We start from the raw sequence: 22,158 nt of genomic DNA, 5'->3' as shown, positions 1-22,158 counted from the left end.
AAACTAGGATTCTTGATTTTCTATTATTTCTCTTGTGTTTTTTCCCAATCAGCTAAGAATTTCTCAATTCCTTGATCTGTTAATGGGTGCTTCACTAATGAAGCAATTACGTTTGCTGGGATTGTTGCAATATGTGCACCGTTTAATGCTGCATCAGTTACGTGAACGCTGTGACGTACAGATGCTGCAATGATTTCTGTTTCGATGCCATGAATTGCAAAGATTTCTGCGATTTGACGAATTAAATCCATACCGTTATGACCGATATCATCTAAACGACCTAAGAATGGTGAAACATATGTTGCACCAGCGCGAGCTGCAAGTAATGCTTGAACTGCTGAGAATACTAATGTAACGTTTGTACGAATTCCTAAATCAGAGAACGCTTTTACTGCTTTTAAACCTTCTGTTGTCATTGGAACTTTTACAACAACGTTTGGAGCAATCTTCGCTAATTCTTTTCCTTCTTCAATCATTTTATCAGCTTCTAAGCTAATTACTTCTGCACTTACAGGTCCTTCTATAAAGCTGCAAATTTCACGAATACGCTCATGGAAATCTACGCCTTCTTTTGCTACAAGTGATGGGTTTGTCGTTACTCCAGCTACTACGCCTAATGCATTTGCCTCTTTAATTTCGTTAATGTTTGCTGTATCAATAAAGAATTTCATTTGTTATTCTTCCTTCCTAATTTTCATTTTATATTTATTTATTTTTCTTAATAAGCTCTAATTCAATCGGAATAGATTTGTCCACTTTTTTACCTTGTGTTATCTCTTTTGCTGTTTGCATCGCCTTCTCTCCGATTAATTCCGGTTTTTGAGCGACTGTTGCAGCCATACGCCCATCGTTAACCGCTTTCACAGCATCTTCAGTTGCATCAAATCCAACAACTACTACATCTGTTTTTCCAGCAGACTTCAATGCTTCAAGTGCACCTAATGCCATCTCGTCGTTATGCGCAAACACGGCTTTAATATCGCTATTTGCTTGCAAAATGTTTTCCATAACAGATAATCCTTTCGCTCTATCAAAATCAGCCGCTTGTTTGGCAACTACTTTTAAAGACTTATCGGCTACGTTATGGAATCCTTTCCCACGTTCACGAGCAGCAGACGATCCAGGGATTCCTTCTAACTCAGCAACGTTTGCTCCTTCGCCGACTAATTCACGAATGTAATCACTAGCCATTTGACCACCTTCGATATTGTTAGAAGCAATGTGAGAAACAACCTTACCTGAATTCGCAACGCGGTCTACTGTAATAACAGGAACATTTGCTGCATTTGCCGCACTTACCGCTGACGCAACAGCATCTGAATCGGTCGGATTAATAACAACTACATCGACACCCTTTTGAATTAAATCTTCAACATCGTTCGTTTGCTTGGCTGCATCATTTTGCGCATCAACAGCAATCAATTCGATGCCGCTATCTTTCGCTTTCTTTTCTGCACCCTTTTTCAAAGTTACAAAGAAGGGATTATTTAAAGTTGAAACAGAGAATCCAACTTTAATAGTTTTATTTCGACCTTTATCGCTAGAATCCTTTGCCCATTCTGGTGGTTCCATTGAACAACCAGCAGTAATGACCATAATACATGCAACGAGTATAAGTAACCATTTCTTCATGAACTGTCCCTCCATTATGCTTCTTTTCGGCGATCAATTAATACAGCTAGTAAGATTACAAGTCCTTTTACAACTTGTTGGAAGAAAGAAGATACACCTAATAAATTTAAACCGTTATTTAGTACACCGATAATTAGTACACCGATGAATGTACCAACAATCCATCCTCTTCCCCCAGAAAGACTTGTTCCACCTAATACAACTGCTGCAATTGCATCTAATTCGTAAGAAGTACCTGCAGTCGGCTGTGCAGAATCTAGTCGTGATGTTAAGACAATACCTGCAAGCGCTGCCAAAATTCCGGAAAGACCGTAAATCATTACTTTAATTCTCGTAACATTAATACCTGATAGTGCTGCTGCTTCTTCATTTCCACCAATTGCAAATGTACGACGGCCAAATGTCGTTTTCTTCAAAATGAAGTACAGTACTGCGAAAGCGATCATCATTGTAACAGCTGGTACCGGAATACCAAGAAAATAACCGCGGCCAAACATTTGGAACATTAAATGATCACCAAGACCAGTGATCGGACGTCCGTCCATATAAACAAGCGTCAACCCACGAAAAATAGTCATTGTTGCTAAAGTTGCAATAAATGGAGCTACTTTTCCTTTCGCAATGATGATACCGTTTACAATTCCCATTACAAGACCTGCTAATAGTCCAACTGCCATTGCAAGGAACGGATCCATGCCACTTGCCATCATTCCAGCAACAAGTGCACTTGATAATGCTAAAATAGAACCTACCGATAAGTCAATACCCCCTGTTAAAATTACGAAGGTCATTCCGAATGCAATAAGCGCATTAATCGATACTTGACGCAGTATATTAAATAAATTTGGAATTTCAATGAACGCTGGATTTAAAGCTGTAATTACGACGATAATTAATACTAAACCGATTAAAGAACCGAGTTGTTGTAATACATTCCCCTTCTTAGCCATCCTTACTCTCCCCCTGTAGCTAGTGCCATAATAGACTCTTGTGATGCCTCATCTTTCCCTAAAATGCCGCCGACTTTTCCTTCATGAATGACAAGAATTCGATCACTCATCCCTAAAACTTCCGGAAGCTCAGATGATACCATAATAACGGCATCGCCTTGCTCTGTAAGCTTATTCATGATAGAGTAAATTTCTTTTTTCGCTCCAACATCTACACCTCTTGTTGGCTCATCTAAAATAAGTAATTGCGGATGAATGCCTAGCCATTTTGCGATTACAATCTTTTGCTGATTTCCACCAGAAAGAGATTTCACTGCCTGCTCCCCGCTAGATGCTTTCACATTAAGAAGCTTCATCATATCTTCTGTAAACTGCTGTTCTAGCTCGTTGCTTAGAACACTTCCTTTTGAAAGACTTTCTAAATTCGGTAGCGATAAATTTTCTCGAATTGAGAAATCTAACACTAACCCTTCAGATTTTCTATCTTCTGTAATGAAAGCAATTCTTTGTCTAATTGCATCTATTGGACTATCAATTTTTACTTCTTGTCCATTTATAAAAATTTGTCCAGAATCTAAAGGTTCATAACCAAATATCGCTTTCATAATATCAGTGCGTCCAGCTCCCATCAAACCAGCAACACCAAGGATTTCACCTTTTCTTACTTGAAACGAAACATTTTCAAATTTCCCTTTCTTCGTTCCGTTACGCATTTCAAAAATGACATCACCAATTTGACTATTTCGCTCTGGGTAACGTTCACCAATGCTGCGCCCCACCATCATACTCACTACTTCATCAAATGATGTTTCTGGAATTAATCTCTTTCCGACGTATTCTCCATCACGCAAAATCGTAATGGCATCACATATTGAGAAAATCTCTTCCATACGATGCGAAATGTACACGAATGAAACACCTTCTTTACGTAACTTATTGATTACTATAAAGAGCGTTTCGATTTCACGATCCGTCAGTGCCGCAGTAGGTTCATCCATAATAATAACGCTCGCGTTTGTCATTAATGCTTTCGCAATTTCGATAATTTGCTGTTGTCCAACCGATAGTTCCTCTGCTAACATAGCGCCTCTTACATGCAATCCTAGCTCTGCTAGTTGCTGCTGCGCAATCGCGTTCATTTGTCGAGTGCGTAAAATACCTGTTTTCCCATACATTAACTCTTTACCGAGAAACATATTTTCAGCTACTGTTAAATTCGGCAATATGTTTAGTTCTTGATGTATAAATGCTATGCCGTACTCTTCAGCTTCTTTCGCATTTTTAAAGGTACGCTCTTGCCCATCAATCGTGATTGTCCCACCATCTTTTTTGTATACACCTGTTAAAATCTTCATGAGCGTTGATTTACCCGCTCCATTTTCCCCCATCAATGCATGGACTTTTCCTGTTTCAATCATAAACTGTGCATTCTTCAAAACAGGATTACCATTGAACGCCTTTGAAATGTTTTTCATTTCAATATGCATTCCCATCACTTCCCTTTATTAAAAAATCACGCCTGCATGTAAAATTACATTTGCATAAGGCGTAGCCTCGCCTGTACGAATAATTGCCTTCGCTTTCTTTGTATGCTCTTTAAATTGTTCATGAGATACATACTCAAATGCTGGCTCTATTAATTTCTGCTCGATCTCTTTATTTACTTCCGCATTATTTATAATGACTTCTTCTGCTAACGTCACTTTTTCGATTGCCATATCATCAGCTACAACTTGTAACACCTCTAAAAAACTCGGTTTTCCAATCTCAACAGCTAAATCAATTCGTTTTACTCCATCCGGAATCGGTAACCCGCAATCAGCAATTACAACCGTATCTGTATGCCCAAGTGAAGCAAGGACTGCCGCTATTTCACTGTTTAATACACCGTGCTTTTTCATCCAACAATCACCTGCACTTCACGTACTCGATCTCTCGTTGGCATACCACCCTGTGCTCCAAGTTTCGTTACAGAAAGACCACCGGCAATATTCGCGAAACGAATTGCTTTTTGAAGTGTCTCTCCTTCAGAAAGTGCAACTGCTAACGCACCATTAAATGTATCACCAGCTCCAGTTGTATCCACTACATCAACAGCAATGCTAGGAACATGTACAATCTCCGTGCCATTATGGAAACGAACACCGTTAGAACCTTCTGTCATCAATAATTTATTTGGATACTTCGCCAATAAATCTTCAATTGGTGATGTAAAATCATCTAATACAATGCGGCACTCATGTTCATTTGGCGTAATATAAGTTGCTTTTTCTAAAATTTCTTCTGATAAAACTTGTGCTGGCGCTGGATTCAACATAACAGGAATATTATGTTCCTCACAAATAGCCAATACATATTTTACTGTTTCAAGTGGAATTTCTAGTTGAAGAACAACCATATCCGCTTTTACAAGAAGGTCTTTGGAGCGATCTACAACTGACTTATTTACAAGAGCATTTGCCCCTTGTACGACAACAATACTGTTATCTTCTTCTGCTAAAACGATATGAGCAATTCCTGTCGTTCTATCTGTAACCGGTACCACATAATCGATAAAAATGCGTTCGTTCTCTAAATTTTTTCTAACTACTGTTCCATAATCATCATTTCCTACCGCTCCAACCATTGCTACATTTGCTCCTAACCTAGCTGCAGCAACTGCTTGGTTTGCCCCTTTCCCTCCTGGGATTGTATGAAACGCTTCACCAATTACTGTTTCTCCTGCTTTCGGCCGTTTTTTTGAAACAGCCACTAAGTCCATTGAAATGCTTCCTACTACTGCAATATTTGGCATCTGTTTCATCTCCTTACTTCGTTGTATTTCGTTCTATAATTTCAATCGGCAAACGATAGTGTTTCTCTTCTAATGTATTTCCTTCCATTTGCTCTAACAACAACTCTGTTGCAATTTTCCCCATTTCATATATCGGTTGTGCAACTGTTGTAATAGATGGATACATCATTTCTGTTAAAGAAATTCCATCAAATCCGATAATTTGTAAATCATCTGGAATGGCAATCCCCTTTTGAAGTGCAGCCTTTACAATACCAATCGCAATTAAATCATTCCCAGCAACAATACCATCAATATGCGGGTATTCTTCTAATAATTCCATCGCTACACGCTCACTATTTGCTGGCTCAAACGTACTCTCCGCAATCATATACGAAAGGTTATTTTGCGTAATAACGTCTACAAAACCTTCAAAACGTTCATTTGCAGTACTCACATCACGTGGACCGCGAATATGTGCAATATGTTTACATCCTTTATCTAGTAACAACTTTGTCGCAGCCTGACTTCCTGCATAGTTATCTGCATATACAGTAGGAATACGCTCATTAAACATACGGTCAATCGCAACAACCGGGACAGATAAATTCATGTAATTAACACTATTTTGTGGATTTGTTGCTACAATAAATCCATCTACATTATTTTGTCTAAGTACATCAATGTATTGTTTCTCTTTTTCTAAACTTTCATCAGAGTTACAAAGGACAACTGTGTAACCTTGTTTATGTGCTACATCTTCTACGGCACGTGCAACTTCTGGAAAGAACGGATTCACGATATTTGGAACAACTAAGCCAATTAAACGAGACTTTTTATTATACAGTGAACGCGCTACTGTACTAGGCTTATAATCTAACATCTCAATTGCACGCTCTACCTTTTTTAATGTATCTTCGTGAACATATCCATTTTTATTTAAAACTCTGGAAACGGTCGCAACAGATACTCCCGCTAATTTCGCAACGTCTTTAATCGTACTCATTCTCTTTTCTCCTCATTTCATGTAACCGTTTACAGAAAATAATATAACGTATTTCTAAAAATACGTCAATCATTTCTCACTAAAAAGCTTTTAAGGTTATACTCAAAAAAGCACCGCCATAAGGCGATGCTTCTTCATTACGAGTATGATACAGTTTTTTCTTTTTCTTCTACAGCAGGCTCTTCAGCATCTTTTTTACGATCTGATAGTTTAATTTTTTGTAAGAAAATCGTAAAGATGGCACCTACTACGATAAATACTAATCCTGTTAAGAATACAGTATGAAGCGAGTCTACTAAAGAGTTTTTCAAAATAGGTACAATGCTGTTAGCAAACGCTTCTGGCATTTGTTTTAATGCCTCTGGGCTAAATAGCATCGAATATAAACCTTGTGGATCTGTGTGAATCATATCTTTAAATTTCGTTACCATTTGTCCCGCTTCTTTCGGGAATGTATCTAATACAGGTACTAATTTATTTGTTAACGTTGTACCTGAAGTGTTATTCATAATTGATCCTAAAATTGTAATACCAAATGTTCCACCAATTTGACGGAAGAACTGACTTGATGACGTTACGACACCAAGGTCTTTTTTCGGGAAGCTTTCTTGTAACGCTAATGTTAATGTCGGCATTACAAGACCCATTCCTAAACCGATAACCATCATATAAGAAGTAGCTGTAAGCTTCGTTGTGTGCATATCCATCGTTGTTAATAACCAGAAACCACCGGCCATAATAAGCATACCTGCGATAATTTGTGGTTTTACACCAACTTTTAATACAAGTTGCCCACCGATAATACTCATTACAATCATTGTAATCATCATTGGAGTCATAATTGTTCCTGATTCAGCAGCACTTACTCCTACAATACCTTGCATGAAGAATGGTACGAACATAATCGCGCCGAACATTCCAATACTCATAAAGAATCCAATCGCATTCAGTATTGTAAATGTGCGATTTTTAAAGAAATGCATTGGTAAAATCGGCTCTTCAGCTTTCGTTTCAACAATAACAAAGCTAACGATACCAATTACAGCTAGTGCGAATAAACCGATAATTTGCCAAGAATCCCATGCATAATCTTTTCCGCCAAACGTTAGCGCAAGTAATAAACTTACAACACCTAGAATCATCGTAAAGATTCCAGCGATATCAATTTTAATTGGTCCTGTTTGTTTATGTGATTTTAATCCCATTGCAATAAAGATTGTTGCTAAAATACCAACCGGTAAGTTAATGTAGAATACCCATCTCCAGTTCACTGCATCTACAATCCAACCACCAACTTGTGGTCCAATTACAGAAGCAAGACCGTATAACGCACCAAAAATACCTTGCCATTTCGCACGTTCTTTTCCCGTGAACATATCTCCAATAATAATCATAGCCATTGGCATCATAATACCGCCACCAAGACCTTGAATACCACGGAAAATAATTAATTCTGTCATACCATTCGCCATACCACATAACGCCGAACCAATCATGAAAATAACTAGCCCTGTTATATATACGTTACGACGACCAAGTAAATCCGCTAATTTACCTGCAATTGGTACAACTGTCGTTGATGTTAACATATAAGCTGTCGTTAACCATGTCATTAAACTTAATCCGCCTAGGTCACCGACGATACGTGGCATTGCTGTACCAACAATTGTTCCATCTAATGCAGCAAATAGCATCGCGATTACTAAACCGATTAACAACAACTTTCTATTTTGATTTTCTTGTTGCTCCATGTAATCTCCTCAATTCCTCTTAGTTATTCTCTTTTTTCTCTTGTGTCCCGCAAATAATTGTTTCTAACTTCTCAAAGAGACGTAATAAATCTTCTCTTTCTTGCAACTCTAAATGTGAAAAGTATTTTGCAATATGCTCGTTGCGAGCTGTCATTGCCTCTTCTACTCTAGCTTTCCCCTTTTTCGTTAACTCGATGATGACAACACGACGATCATCTTTGTCGTGATAGCGTTCTACAAGTTCTTGATCGATTAGACGATCAATCATCACTGTAATCGCGCTAGGCTTCACATACATCTTTTTTGCTAATGTTGTCGCTCTTGAAGCCCCATAATGATCTAAAATCTTTAAAATATAAAACTGCGGTGGTGTAAGTCCTGTTGCTTGCATTTGTTCTAATAACTCCGTCTGCATTTTCTTTCCAATCGAAAAGGCAAGAGCTTGAATTTTATCGATATGCTTCATATCATTTGGCATGTTATCCACCTCTTATTTAAATAATAAAATATTTAACGTATTTAAATATTAATCCCACGAATAAAATCCGTCAATACTTTTATTCATAAAAACGTTTACATTTTTGTCACAAAGTTGTATAATTTTCGACGAAGTTAATATTGACAGTCACGGAGAAACGGAGTACACGGCTATGAATCATAAAAAAGGAAACTTTTTTATATTTCATGGCCTTTTTATATTCTCTGTCTTAAAACGCTTCGAATTAATTAGGGGAGGATTTTCATTTTATGTTTTTCACACAATTATTTAAACCTGCGCCCCACGCGGAACGCTTACCAGCTGATCGCGTTGATAGCGAATACCGTAAATTACGTTTACAAGTATTCTTAGGTATCTTCATCGGTTATGCAGGTTACTACTTTGTTCGAAAAAACTTTTCACTAGCAATGCCATACTTAATCGAACAAGGCTTTAGTAAAGGGGAACTTGGGGTTATCCTTTCAGCAGTATCTATCGCTTACGGATTAAGTAAATTCTTGATGGGTATCGTATCCGATCGTTGTAATCCTCGCTACTTTTTAGCAGCTGGGCTATTTTTATCAGGTATCATTAATATTATTTTCGGCTCATTTTCTTTCATTACAACGAGCATTATACTTATGTTTGTACTTCAGTTTTTAAATGGATGGGTACAAGGTATGGGATGGCCTCCTTGTGGTCGTACGATGGTTCACTGGTTCTCTATTAGCGAACGTGGTACAAAAATGTCTATTTGGAATGTCGCTCATAATGTCGGCGGCGCGCTTATGCCTTCTCTTGTAACATTAGGCTTATACTTCTTCGCAGATGACTGGAAAAGTATTTTTTACTTCCCAGGTATTCTTTCAATTTTAGTTGGTATTTATGTATTAATTACGATGAAAGATACGCCTCAATCTTGTGGACTACCTTCTATTGAAGAGCATACTGGAGAATATCCACCAGATGAGAAAATAAAAGATCGCGAACGCGAACTTTCGGCAAAAGAAATTTTATTTAAATACGTACTAAACAATAAGTTTTTATGGTACATCGCTATTGCGAACGTTTTCGTATATTTCGTACGTTACGGCGTTGTAGACTGGGCTCCTACTTATTTAGTAGAAGAAAAAAGCTTTACTCATAGTAGCTCACGTACTGCTTACGCTCTATATGAATGGGCTGGTATTCCAGGTACACTTCTTTGCGGATGGATGAGTGATAAACTATTTAAAGGACGTCGTGCACCTGCTGGTATTTTATTTATGGTTGGTGTATTTATCGCAGTTCTTGTTTACTGGTTAAACCCTCCTGGTAATCCAATGGTTGATAGTATCGCACTTGTCGCAATTGGATTTTTAATTTACGGACCGGTTATGCTAATTGGTCTACACGCTCTAGATTTAGCACCAAAGAAAGCTGCTGGAACTGCAGCAGGCTTAACTGGATTCTTCGGTTACTTAGGCGGAGCTGCTTTCGCTAGTGCCGCTATGGGCTTTATCGTAGATGCATTCGGATGGGATGGCGGATTCATCTTATTACTTGCATCTTGCATACTTGCAATGTTCTTCCTTGCCCTTACTTTAAATACAGGGTCAACAAAACAAAAGCAAGCTTAAGTACAAATATTATACTTATCAAAAAAAGAGAGACCATTCTTTCCAGAATGCCTCTCTTTTTTCTACATATAAATCTTTTTTCTTACAAAAGATTTATTTTCCTCTCATATATATGTTAGCGCTTCCAAACAACTTCAACACCTAATACAACTGCATTCAAATTTTATATAAAAAGATTTTTGAATATTTTTTCAACTTACCCTTGTCAAACATTGTCAATTTATATTAAAATAACAACAACATACAAAATATTTAGTTTTTTCAGAAAAGATGGAGGGATAGCCATGAAGAATCCACTTCTTCGTATTGAAAACTTGCAAACTTCCTTTCGTATACAAGATCAGTATCATGCAGCAGTTGATGATGTATCCTTAACTGTTCATGAAAATGAAATTGTTGCTATCGTTGGTGAGTCAGGATGCGGAAAAAGTGCACTTGCCCTTTCCATTATGCGATTGCATAATGAAGCAAATACAAAATTACAAGGGCAGCTTTACTATAGAGATAAGGACTTACTGACTATGTCAGCCTCAGAGATGAATAAAGTGCGCGGATCAAATATGGGAATGATTTTCCAAGAACCCCTTACAGCACTCAACCCTCTTATGACGGTCGGCAAACAAATCGAAGAAAATTTAAATTACCACACAAACCTTTCAAAAACAGAAAAAAAAGAACGCACCATAGAACTACTCCATCAAGTTGGTATTCCAAAACCAGAACTTACATATAAACAATACCCACACGAATTATCTGGCGGAATGAGACAAAGAATTGTTATCGCAATTGCAATTGCTTGTAAGCCAGGGCTCATTATTGCAGATGAGCCAACAACTGCACTTGACGTAACAATTCAAGCACAAATTCTAGAACTACTAAAATCTATTCAAGAACAAACAAAAATGGGTGTCATTTTAATCACCCACGACCTAAGTGTTGTCGCTGAAACAGCCGATCGCGTTATCGTTATGTATGCAGGACAAATTGTAGAAACGGGTAAAGTAGAAGAGATTTTTAATAATCCTCTTCATCCATATACTCGTTCCCTATTAAACTCAATTCCATCCGCATATGCTGAAAAAGAAAAATTACATGTTATTCAAGGCGTTGTACCTACATTAGCTAAGTTACCGCGCACAGGTTGTCGCTTCCAAGCACGAATTCCATGGATTAGGCCCGATCAACATGAAGAGAACCCAATCCTACACGAAGCAAAACCAGACCATTGGGTACGTTGTACTTGCTACAAACACTTCAACTTCCAACATAAGAAAGGAGATGACGTAACTCATGGCACTGCTTAAAGTAGAAGATTTAAAGGTACACTTCCCAATTAAAGGTGGTTTCTTTGGACGTACGTTAGATTATGTACGAGCTGTTGATGGCGTAAGTTTCGAATTACAGCCTGGTGAAACGTACGGAATCGTTGGTGAATCAGGTAGTGGAAAGTCAACAACAGGTAAAGCAATTATGCATTTAACGAAAGCGACAAATGGTAGCATCCATTTCAATAATAGAGATTTAACAAAATTAAGTCGCTCTGAGCTACGTGAACAACGAAAAGATATTCAAATGATTTTCCAAGATCCCTATTCATCATTAAATCCGAAAAAACGTGTTCTCGATATTATTGCTGAACCTATTCGAAATTTTGAAAGGCTCTCACCTGATGAAGAACGTAGAGCTGTTCAAGATTATCTCGATAAAGTTGGCTTAAATCCGGAGTCTATTTATAAATACCCACATGAATTTTCCGGTGGACAAAGACAGCGGATTGGTATTGCACGCGCTCTTACTTTAAAGCCGAAGCTTATTATTGCGGATGAACCAGTATCTGCGCTTGACGTCTCTGTACAGGCACAAGTATTAAACTTTTTACAAGATTTACAAGCTGAGCTCGGACTAACATACTTATTCATTAGTCATGATTTAGGTGTAATTCGTCATATGTGTGACCGTATCGGTGTTATGTACCGCGGACGCATCGTCGAAGAAGCAACTAGTACAGAAATTTATAATAATCCACAACATATTTATACGAAACGCCTAATATCAGCAATTCCTGATATTCGTCCTGAGAATAGAGAGAGACAGCGTAAGCTCCGTCAACAAGTAAGCTCTGAATACGAGAAATCATACGAAAATTATTTCAATGAAAACGGTCGGGCTTATGATTTAAAGCCAATCTCGCCAACGCACCGGGTGGCATTACCATAAGGGAGTGATAAAACATGTGGAAATTTATACTACGTCGATTATTAGTTATGATACCGCAATTATTCGTATTAAGTATTCTCGTCTTCGCACTTGCGAAAGCGATGCCTGGTGATGCTTTAACCGGTAGAGCGATGGATCCAAGTGCCGACCCAAAAGTAATTGAAGAGCAAAGAGAAAGACTCGGATTAAATGATCCTATTACAACACAATATGTACGTTGGATTACAAACGTTGCTCAAGGTGATTTTGGTGTCTCTACTATACATAAAATTCAAGTAACAGATTTATTAGGTGAACGCCTTGGAAACACAATTACATTATCGCTTGCTATTTTAATTCTTACCTATTTAATTGCCATCCCACTAGGGGTTATTAGCGGTCGCTGGAATAACTCTTGGATGGATCGGATTATTACACTATATAACTATCTTGGTTATGCAACACCGCTATTTATTTTCGCACTAATTATGCTCTTTGTATTCGGATTTCAACTTGCTCTTTTCCCGACTGGAGGCAGTGTCGATCCTCAAGTAGTTGATGGTACCTTCGCTTATTATATGAGCAAATTAAATCACCTCCTGTTACCTGCAATATGTGGTGCACTTATTGGAACTGTTAGTACAGTCCAATATTTAAGAAGTGAAATTATTGATACAAAAATTAAAGATTTTGTACGTACAGCTAGAGCAAAAGGTGTACCAGAGTCACGAATTTATTCTAAACATATTTTACGTAACTCTTTCTTACCAATTGCAGCTTTCTTAGGTTATGAAATTACTGGTTTAATTGGTGGATCAATCTTCTTAGAAAGCATATTTAGTTACCCTGGACTCGGTCAACTCTTTATGCAATCTATCACGCAGCGTGACTTTAGCGTTATTACTTCTTTAGTAATGCTTACTGGTTTTGCAACGTTACTTGGAACACTCCTTTCTGACATTATTCTAAGCATCGTTGACCCACGAATTCGAATTGATTAATAGAAAGGAGCAGACGTTATGTTGGCCAATCCTGAAAAACAAACAGAAATAATTCAATATGAGAAAAGCCCATCAGGTTTCTCTATTATGTGGAGAGAATTTCGTAAAGATAAATTAGCAATGTTTTCACTTGTCTTTCTTACTCTTCTACTACTAGGTGTTTATATAACCTCATTTATTATGAAACAAGAAGATATTGTACGAGTAGACTTATTTGCAATATATTCACCACCTTCTGCTGAACATTTGTTAGGTACAGACTATGGAGGACGCGATATTTTTGGACAACTTATAATCGGTACACGTAACTCATTTACAATTGGTTTAGTTATTACCGCTATCACTTGCTTTATCGGTATGACTATCGGCCTCATCGCAGGTTACTTTGGCGGAAAAATTGACAATATGATTATGCGTATTATTGACTTTATTATTGTTTTACCGTTCTTAATGATCGTAATTGTTTTCATCACAATTGTCCCAAAATTCAATGTCCTTACATTTATTTTGATTATGAGCATGTTTTTATGGACTGGGAAAGCACGTTTAATCCGCTCAAAAGTACTAGCGGAAAAAGAGTTAGATTATGTATTAGCTTCCAAAACATTAGGAACACCTAATTGGAAAATTATAACTTCGCAAGTATTACCTAATTTAAGTTCTATTATTATCGTAAGTGTCACATTAAACCTTGCGGGGAATATCGGTATCGAATCTGGACTAACATTTTTAGGCTTTGGTCTCCCAGAAAGTACACCGAGTCTCGGGACACTTGTTAGTTATGCAACAAACCCAGATGTATTACAAGAGAAATGGTGGATTTGGTTACCTGCATCAATCATGATTTTAGTGTTGATGTTGAGTATAAATTTTATCGGCCAAGCGCTCCAACGTGCAGCTGATGCAAGACAAAGAAAAGGTTAAGGGGTGGAGAATTTATGAATAAACCAAAATTTATTAAAGTTCTAAGTACACTTGCAGTTTCAACATTATTACTCTCTGCATGCGGAGGAAACGGTAGCAGTGATAAGAAATCGAGTAGCCAGAAAAACGTTGAAACAAATAAATTTAGTTCACAAGTAAAAAATGATAAAAAAGAAGTGAAAGATGGATCTCTTACTTATGGACTTGTATCTGGTACACCATTTGCTGGTATTTTAAATCCTGTTGTGTATGAGAATGCTACTGACTGGGATATTATCACATTCTTTGATGACTCACTATTATGGACAGATAAGAACTATGAAATTACAAATAATGGCCCAGCTACTTTTGAGATTTCTGAAGATAAAAAAACAATTACAATAAAAATCAAAGATAATGTAAAATGGCACGATGGTAACCCTGTTACAGCTGAAGACTTAGAATATGCATACCTTGCAATCGGTCATCCAAAATACGAAGGTGCTCGCTATTCAAAACAAATGCCACTTATTGAAGGTATGGAAGATTATCACGCTGGCAAGGCTGACAAAATTTCTGGCGTAAAAGTAATTGACCAAAAAACTATTTCCATTACATATAAACAACCAAATCCATCAATGATTACTGGTGTTTGGACTTTACCACTTAATAAAAAATATTTAGGCGACGTACCAATTGAGAAACTAGCAGAATCTGATAAAGTTCGTAAAAATCCAATCGGTTTCGGTCCATTTAAAGTAAAAAAAATCGTTCCAGGTGAAGCAATTGAATTTGAACGCAATGATGATTACTGGGCTGGAAAACCTAAACTGAAAAATTTAACATTAAAAGTTGTTAATCCGTCTGTTGTAAACGCCTCATTAAAAAATGGTGATATTGATATCGCTGAAGTTAGCGCAGATCAATATCCAAATGTAAGTAAATTGAAAAATGCACAACTTATCGGAAAAACAGATTTATACTATAGCTACATCGGCTTTAAGTTTGGAACTTGGGATAAAGACAAAAAAGAAAATGTAACAAATGAGAATAATAAGTTTAAAGATGTACGCTTACGCCAAGCAATGGCTTATGCTATTGACCGCAAAGAAATCGGTGACAAATTATATCATGGACTACGCTATCCTGCTAATTCACCTGTTCCACCATCTTTACCGAAGTTCCATAATAATAATGTCGGGGCATATGATAAAGACGTTGAGAAGGCTAAAAAATTATTAGATGAAGCTGGATATAAAGATAAAAATAGTGACGGATTCCGTGAAGATCCAAACGGAAATGAATTTAAACTTAACCTTCTAGCAATGAGCGGAAGTGACACGAGTGAACCTCTTGCAAAATTATTTATCCAATCTTGGAAAGATATTGGTGTGAAAGTAGAGCTTGTTGATGGACGCTTACACGAACTAAACTCCTTCTATAAAATGGTTGAGGAGGACGATCCAAAAGTAGACTTATTCTCAGCTGCATGGGGCGTTGGTTCTGATCCAGATCCTTCTGGTGTTTGGGGTAAGAATGCTAAATTTAACAATGGTCGCTGGGTAAACGAACAGAATACTAAACTATTAGAAGATGGTATCTCTCCAGCGGCAATGGACGATAAATATCGTAAAGATGTATACGATAAATGGCAAAAACTTATCCACGATGAAGTACCATTAATTCCACTTCATTACAAGTTTGAATTAACAGGTGTAAATAACCGTGTTAAAGATTATGACGTTGCACCAGGTTCTAAATTAACATGGAAAGACGTTACTGTAACAAGCGAAAAAGCGGAAGTAGCTAAGTAAACAAAAATAGCTCTTAGCATTTACATACATGCTAAGAGCTATTTTTTATTTATAATCCTTTTCTTACTATTTATAACAACCAATTCCTTCCCTACTATAAAATCAAAAAATTTGATGAAACACCTTTATTAAAACAGCTAACGTAACAGATGCAGCAAATCCTCCTAGACAAATTAAGCTTACCCCTTGACTATATGACAAATTTTGAAATGATTTCATTGCTTCCATCCTCCCTATCTCCCCTTTGATACTTTTATTTTACCAATGGGAAAAATTTCATAACATCGATTTCTCTAACAACTAACTTACAAATTTGTAAGTTAACATCTTCTCAACTTATATATCTAGTATTTCCACAAATAAGAGTCATTTATACATAAAAAAGACCTCAGTTATACTAAGGTCTTTAGTTACATTCTATTTCATTTTATAATCATCACCGGACATTTCACTCGTTTTGCTATTTTATGACTGACACTACCAAGCACCATTTCTTGCAGTGTGTTTAGCCCTCTGCTTCCAGCGATAACAAGATCTATATCTCCTGTATTTACATATTGAACAATTGTATCTCCAGGATCACCATGTAATATCGTAATTGTATAAGATATGTTCTCTTTCTTTAATAAAACTTCAATCTCTTTTAATTTATCTTTTCGACTAGCCGATATTGTTTCTAAATCTGTTTGACCTTGTATAATATCTGATTTTGCCGTTCTATTATCTACTACGTACACAACTTCAACATTTGTTTCTTCGCTACATTTCGCAATATATGTTGCATGTTCCGCTGCTCGAAGTGCATGTTCAGAACCGTCACATGCTAATATAATTTGTTTGTACATATGCTGAATCCCCTTTTCGTTATCCTACTCGTATTATATAATAAAGCCCCCTAAAAAGGAGGCTTTTAACTAGCAATTCTGTTATTATAAGTAGCTAAATTTGCAACAAGTTTTGAGCTACGTTCATTTAATCCTGTTATACTTACTTTCACACCACTTTGCTCATACTTTATGATAACTTTATCAATTGATGCCACCGCTGAATCATCCCATACGTGCGCATGAGTAAAATTCATTTCAATTTCTTTTACATCTTCATTAAATGAAAAATTATTTATGAAATCGGCTGTGGATGCAAAGAAAAGTTGACCGTGAATTTCGTATATTTTCTTATTTTCAATATATAAATGTTTCACGTGAATCTTTGCCATATTGAATGCAAATAACACCGCACTAATTACTGTTCCGATAATTACACCTACTGCTAAGTTATGTGTAATTAGGACAATCACAACTGTTACGATCATAACAAATGCGTTTCCTTTTGGTACTTTATGAATCGTTGTTACAGAGTTCCAATCAAACGTTCCGATTGAAACCATAATCATAACCGCAACTAAAGCTGCCATCGGAATATGAACGACATAATCTCCTAAAACGAATAGTAATACGATTAAAAATCCGCCCGCTACAAATGTTGATAGGCGACCTCGTCCACCTGATTTAATATTAATAACAGATTGACCGATCATTGCACATCCTGCCATTCCTCCGAAAAATCCAGCAACGATGTTTGCGATCCCTTGTCCGCGTGCCTCTTTATGCTTATTACTTTCTGTATGCGTCATATCATCTAAAACTGAAGCTGTTAATAAAGACTCTAGTAAACCAATGATTGCAAGCATAACTGCATAAGGTAAAATAATCCCTAATGTTTCTAATGTAAATGGCACATCAGGAATACTAAAGAACGGTAATTCTTTCGGCAGGCTTCCCATATCCCCTACTGTTTTCAACTGTAATCCGCTCATAAGTGCAATGCTCGTCACAATAATAATTGAAATAAGCGTAGAAGGTACAACCGTTGTAATACGTGGAAATAAATATATAATTGCAAGTCCTAATACAACGAGTGCATACATTTGCCAAGTTGCATTTTTAAAATGCGGTAATTGCGCTGTAAAAACTAAAATTCCAAGTGAATTTAAAAAACCACTCATAACAGATTTCGGCACAAACTTCATAAATGAGCTCAGTTTGAACACGCCAAAAATAATTTGGACGATACCTGTTAATATTGTTGTAGCAAATAAATATTGCAAACCATGATCTTTAACAAGCGTTACCATTAATAATGCCATTGCACCTGTTGCAGCTGAAATCATTCCAGTCCTTCCGCCAACAAATGAAATGGTAACCGCAATACAAAAGGCTGCGTATAGTCCAACTGTCGGATCCACGCCTGCAATAACAGCGAAGGCTATCGCTTCAGGGATTAATGCTAAAGCAACGACAATTCCTGATAACACGTCCCCTCTCACATTAGAAAACCAGTCATTTTTTATCGTTTGAAACAAAATACCACTCCTCTACTCCTTTATAATTTGATTTTCTCCATAAGAAAATCTAGCCGACTGCACGAAAGCAATTATATAACGAGTAGAAGATTTTTTGCTATGTAAAAGTTTCCTAAAGAAAAAGACGCTACCTTAGTAGCATCTTTTCTCATTTCATTAATGTCCACCGTGTCCTTGACCACTTTCTTGAACAATTTCTAACCTCTCATCTAGTATTCCTTGTGTTTCAAATGAAATATCACTCGTACTTCCTAATAAGAAGCCATGATTATATGGTCCAAGTGTTGGATCATCTTTAAACTTCGGCTGAATATTAGCAAGGAAGTCATACACTGGTTGTGAAGCTTTCCCTTCTTCTAACAAGACAACAGGTGCGTGTTTACCCATATGTGAAAAAGGTGCCCCAGCAACTGCTAAATCTGGTGTTTTGCTTGAAACAAATGATAAACCGTGACCAGGTTTTGTGAATCCCCAGCCAAATTTTGTTTTTTCATCTTTAAACTTCGCAAATGCGATAGAATTTTCTGTTGGAGTCTCACCGCTAATACGCGTTACTTTCCCGTATTTGCTTAACTCTTTTTCTACTTCTTTTGAAACGATTTTTTCTGGTCCTAGTACATATATATTTGCTTTATCTTTTCTCATTTTTAATGCCTCTATTGTCGCTTCTGGCACTTTATCCTTTTCTGTATAGAGTAATGGTTCCGGCATATGAGAAATCCAGTTTACAGCGGGTGTTGTATATAAGCGTCCTTCTTCTGCAGATGAACCGATAATAACACTATTTGGGTAGCTTCCTGTTATATCGGCATACTCCTTATCAACGTCTTTCGCAAATATAGCTGGGTCCGTTTCTTTTATTTGTTTTACTTTATAACCTTTTAATTGTTCAAGCGCGCTAGTACCTACATCCCCCATCACCATAATTTGTGTTCCATCTTTCGTTCCGATTGGATTTAATCGTTTTATTTCTTTTAACGTCATTTCCGGTATCTTTTCTTTTTCTATAAATAAAATCGGTCCGTTATTCGGATGATGAATAAGGTCTGCACTCGCAATACCTAATTGCCACTCGCTTGCTGGTACTAAAATAACAGCACCCGGCTGGTTCTCTTTATGAGTTGCTGGCCATATCGTTTGCGAAGTTAACACTGCCATTTGCAGGGGATCATTTGTATTTAACCTCGTCACATTTTTTAAACTTGTCGTTAATAAATCATACGATGCCCCTTCGTTCATTTCTTTTGGCGCCGTTACCTCCTGATTCATTTTCATTTCCTTTTGCTCTATTTTTTTCTCTTTTGTAGATTCATGGTTTTTATGGTCTGTATTCGTTTGTCCGCATGCAGCAAGACCAACTGCTGTAATTATTGTTATCCCAAAAATTCGGGTCATTTTTTTCATTATACCGCCTCCGTATTAATCATTTTTGAGCCAATATGATTACCTAAAATGTAATTTCAACTCCACAATAACAAGCAATTCTGAAGAAATTATGCAGACACATCATAATCTGCACCATTTCTTCATGATTTTGCATTACACTTTAAGTAACGATTATAAATATGGAGGGCTCTCTATGATTGATATACTGCTCGTAGACGATGAACCGAGAATGCTTGAATTATTAACGCTTTATCTTACCCCAATTGGATATAACTGCGTATGTGCGACTTCAGGAGAAGAAGCTATTTTACATATAGAAAATCGAAACTTTAAATTTGTTTTACTCGATATTATGATGCCAAAGATGGACGGATGGGAAACGTGCAAAAAAATCCGATCTTTTAGTAACATTCCTATTATTATGGTTACAGCTCGTGATCAAACAGTAGATGTCGTTCAAGGATTAAAACTTGGAGCCGATGATTACGTAACGAAACCTTTCCATGAAGAAGAACTTTTCGCAAGAATTGCAGCCGTTTTAAGACGTACAAATGAACATAAACAAATCCAATATCACGGTATTGTATGGGATGAAACAAAACACTTCGTTTCTGTCCATAATGAAGAACTCCTTCTCACACCAATTGAATTTTCTTTACTCGGATTATTTTTACGCCATGTGAACTACGTATTAAGCCGTGATCAGCTCATCGAACGAATTTGGGGGTTAAACACAAATACAGAAGATCGCACAGTCGATTCACATATTCGTAATTTACGTGATAAATTACGAAAAGCACATTTCCCTATTGATCATCATTTAAAAACCGTGTATGGAATAGGTTATCGATGGATTGATACTGAACAGTAAGGGGCAAAACGATGAAACGAATTTCAATTCAATTCGGATTTTATTTTTTAATTGTTACACTTTTAATTGAAAGTGTTCTCTTTATTTTGCTCTATTATAGTCTTGTAAATACTAGAGTAAATGAAGAAATGACGGCTTTATTAAAGCGAGGAAATAGTCACCGGGATGTACTTGAAAAATATTACGATGCGCAAACCATCTCTCACGTAGCATTAATGGAATCTGAAGCTGAAACAACTGTCGTTATTACAAATGCAAATAAAGAAATACTAGCTAAATCTAACGAAATAAACACGACTATAAACGATCATATTAGTAAAATGCAAACTCGAACAGACCATAATGGAGCGATTATAGAAAATCATTGGAAAACATCTAATTATATATGTACAGTTAGCCCCATTGTAGTAGATGGAAAACATGAAGGCTATGTGTACATGTTTCTTGGAACAGAATCAATTGAAAAGTTAGTTAATGGATTAACGAAACAATTCATTATTGCTGGTGTCATCACGTTTCTACTCACAGTCATCACAATTTTCCTATTATCACGTTTATTAACAAAACCATTGTTACACATGAAACATGCCACTGAAAAAATGAGTAAAGGCGATTTGTCCGTTTCGTTAACGACTACTCGAAATGATGAAATTGGCGAACTAGCATCATCTATTCAAACGCTCGCAAATGATTTACATTATATGAAAACAGAGCGAAGTGAATTTCTAGCAAGTGTTGCTCACGAATTACGAACACCATTAACATACGTAAGAGGTTATGCTGACATTGCTTTAAAAGAAAGCACCCCTCCTAAGCAACGTTTGCAATATTTATCAATTATAAAAGATGAGTCTGATTACATTACAAACTTAGTTCAAGATTTATTTTCACTTGCACAAATGGAACAACATAACTTTTCTATTCAAGTAAAGGAAGTGCATTTACACACCTTCCTTACTCGCATAGCTGAAAAAGTAAACGCCATGTATAAAGAAAGATACATTAAAGTTTCTTTCTCTTGTCCTCCTACACTGCTAGTAAATTTAGATGACCAGCGATTTGAACAAGTTATAATAAACATTTTAAATAACGCTTATAGACATTCAAAAGAACATTCTCATATAAACATTTCTGTTACAGAAGAACATAAAAATATCTCTATTACAATTGAAGATGAAGGCGAAGGCATTCCTCCTGAAGACCTCCCTCACATCTTCGACCGCTTTTATCGAGTTGATAAAGCAAGATCACGAGCTACAGGTGGAACTGGTTTAGGACTATCTATCGTAAAAGAAATTGTAGAACTACACGGCGGGAATATTGCTGTAACGAGCGAAGTTGATCACGGGTCTTGCTTTATCATTTCATTACCCTCTATACAAAAACACGACTATTGATGGTAGTCGTGTTTTTGTA

General features: G+C 36.7%; 21 protein-coding genes. 8 read left to right on the top strand and 13 right to left on the bottom strand.

Annotated features, from left to right (window positions below; all coding sequences use genetic code 11):
- Positions 1-23 precede the first annotated feature (23 nt).
- From fsa to AC241_RS03440, 9 genes are all read right to left on the bottom strand, one after another.
- The gene (gene fsa, locus AC241_RS03480; RefSeq protein ID WP_000667666.1) at positions 24-671 is read right to left on the bottom strand and encodes a fructose-6-phosphate aldolase; all 648 of its coding nucleotides are present in this window, start codon (positions 669-671) and stop codon (positions 24-26) included.
- Positions 672-705: 34 nt separating this feature from the next.
- The gene (rbsB, locus tag AC241_RS03475; RefSeq protein WP_000758976.1) at positions 706-1,632 is read right to left on the bottom strand and encodes a ribose ABC transporter substrate-binding protein RbsB; all 927 of its coding nucleotides are present in this window, start codon (positions 1,630-1,632) and stop codon (positions 706-708) included.
- 14 nt (positions 1,633-1,646) lie between these two features.
- Positions 1,647-2,582, bottom strand: a complete 936-nt coding sequence (locus AC241_RS03470; protein WP_001074641.1) for an ABC transporter permease subunit — start codon at positions 2,580-2,582, stop codon at positions 1,647-1,649.
- A gap of 2 nt (positions 2,583-2,584) precedes the next feature.
- Positions 2,585-4,069: a ribose ABC transporter ATP-binding protein RbsA gene (gene rbsA / locus AC241_RS03465; protein WP_050844804.1), complete on the bottom strand. Its 1,485-nt coding sequence runs from the start codon at positions 4,067-4,069 to the stop codon at positions 2,585-2,587.
- Positions 4,070-4,087: 18 nt separating this feature from the next.
- On the bottom strand, positions 4,088-4,483 hold the full coding sequence (gene rbsD / locus AC241_RS03460; RefSeq protein WP_000716151.1) for a D-ribose pyranase: 396 nt from the start codon (positions 4,481-4,483) through the stop codon (positions 4,088-4,090).
- Positions 4,480-5,376, bottom strand: coding sequence for a ribokinase (gene rbsK, locus AC241_RS03455; RefSeq protein WP_001132865.1), 897 nt, complete (start codon positions 5,374-5,376; stop codon positions 4,480-4,482). Before rbsK ends, rbsD begins: the two co-directional genes overlap by 4 nt.
- Before the next feature lie 13 nt (positions 5,377-5,389).
- Complete coding sequence (gene rbsR / locus AC241_RS03450; RefSeq protein WP_000104051.1) at positions 5,390-6,361, bottom strand: ribose operon transcriptional repressor RbsR; 972 nt, start codon at positions 6,359-6,361, stop codon at positions 5,390-5,392.
- 137 nt (positions 6,362-6,498) lie between these two features.
- A complete protein-coding gene (locus AC241_RS03445; RefSeq protein WP_000437647.1) occupies positions 6,499-8,112 on the bottom strand; it encodes an MDR family MFS transporter in 1,614 nt (537 codons plus the stop codon).
- 19 nt (positions 8,113-8,131) lie between these two features.
- Entirely contained in the window at positions 8,132-8,590 is a 459-nt protein-coding gene (locus AC241_RS03440) for a MarR family winged helix-turn-helix transcriptional regulator (protein WP_050842585.1), read from the bottom strand.
- 269 nt (positions 8,591-8,859) lie between these two features.
- Between AC241_RS03440 and glpT the strand changes: the two genes are divergently transcribed.
- The 6 genes from glpT (at position 8,860) to opp4A (ending at position 16,123) form a co-directional block, all read left to right on the top strand.
- On the top strand, positions 8,860-10,209 hold the full coding sequence (gene glpT / locus AC241_RS03435; RefSeq protein ID WP_000466382.1) for a glycerol-3-phosphate transporter: 1,350 nt from the start codon (positions 8,860-8,862) through the stop codon (positions 10,207-10,209).
- Positions 10,210-10,493: 284 nt separating this feature from the next.
- Positions 10,494-11,513, top strand: coding sequence for an ABC transporter ATP-binding protein (locus AC241_RS03430; RefSeq protein ID WP_050842583.1), 1,020 nt, complete (start codon positions 10,494-10,496; stop codon positions 11,511-11,513).
- Positions 11,500-12,426, top strand: coding sequence for an ABC transporter ATP-binding protein (locus AC241_RS03425; RefSeq protein ID WP_001196375.1), 927 nt, complete (start codon positions 11,500-11,502; stop codon positions 12,424-12,426). The genes AC241_RS03430 and AC241_RS03425 overlap by 14 nt, the downstream gene beginning before the upstream one ends.
- A 14-nt stretch (positions 12,427-12,440) precedes the next feature.
- Positions 12,441-13,406: an oligopeptide ABC transporter permease gene (gene opp4B / locus AC241_RS03420; protein WP_016083525.1), complete on the top strand. Its 966-nt coding sequence runs from the start codon at positions 12,441-12,443 to the stop codon at positions 13,404-13,406.
- A gap of 18 nt (positions 13,407-13,424) precedes the next feature.
- Positions 13,425-14,330 (top strand): ABC transporter permease, encoded by a 906-nt coding sequence (locus AC241_RS03415; RefSeq protein WP_050842581.1) that lies wholly within the window; start codon positions 13,425-13,427, stop codon positions 14,328-14,330.
- A gap of 14 nt (positions 14,331-14,344) precedes the next feature.
- A complete protein-coding gene (opp4A, locus tag AC241_RS03410; RefSeq protein ID WP_050842579.1) occupies positions 14,345-16,123 on the top strand; it encodes an oligopeptide ABC transporter substrate-binding protein in 1,779 nt (592 codons plus the stop codon).
- Between the two features lie 102 nt (positions 16,124-16,225).
- On the opposite strand, the gene AC241_RS03405 is transcribed toward opp4A, so the two are convergent.
- The 4 genes from AC241_RS03405 to AC241_RS03390 form a co-directional block, all read right to left on the bottom strand.
- Entirely contained in the window at positions 16,226-16,342 is a 117-nt protein-coding gene (locus AC241_RS03405) for a DUF4027 family protein (RefSeq protein ID WP_000834733.1), read from the bottom strand.
- Positions 16,343-16,545: 203 nt separating this feature from the next.
- A complete protein-coding gene (locus AC241_RS03400; RefSeq protein ID WP_000278001.1) occupies positions 16,546-16,968 on the bottom strand; it encodes a universal stress protein in 423 nt (140 codons plus the stop codon).
- A gap of 65 nt (positions 16,969-17,033) precedes the next feature.
- A complete protein-coding gene (locus AC241_RS03395) occupies positions 17,034-18,485 on the bottom strand; it encodes a SulP family inorganic anion transporter (RefSeq protein ID WP_050842577.1) in 1,452 nt (483 codons plus the stop codon).
- Positions 18,486-18,641: 156 nt separating this feature from the next.
- On the bottom strand, positions 18,642-19,889 hold the full coding sequence (locus tag AC241_RS03390; protein WP_050842575.1) for an ArsR family transcriptional regulator: 1,248 nt from the start codon (positions 19,887-19,889) through the stop codon (positions 18,642-18,644).
- A 175-nt stretch (positions 19,890-20,064) separates the two neighbouring features.
- Here AC241_RS03390 and AC241_RS03385 point away from each other — a divergent pair, with 175 nt between their 5' ends.
- A complete protein-coding gene (locus AC241_RS03385; protein WP_050842573.1) occupies positions 20,065-20,742 on the top strand; it encodes a response regulator transcription factor in 678 nt (225 codons plus the stop codon).
- A gap of 11 nt (positions 20,743-20,753) precedes the next feature.
- Positions 20,754-22,139: a sensor histidine kinase gene (locus tag AC241_RS03380; RefSeq protein ID WP_050842571.1), complete on the top strand. Its 1,386-nt coding sequence runs from the start codon at positions 20,754-20,756 to the stop codon at positions 22,137-22,139.
- The last annotated feature ends 19 nt before the right edge of the window (positions 22,140-22,158 follow it).

The organism is Bacillus thuringiensis (genome assembly GCF_001182785.1).
Lineage (GTDB): Bacteria > Bacillota > Bacilli > Bacillales > Bacillaceae_G > Bacillus_A > Bacillus_A thuringiensis_S.
This window is presented reverse-complemented; position numbering and strand designations above follow the sequence as displayed.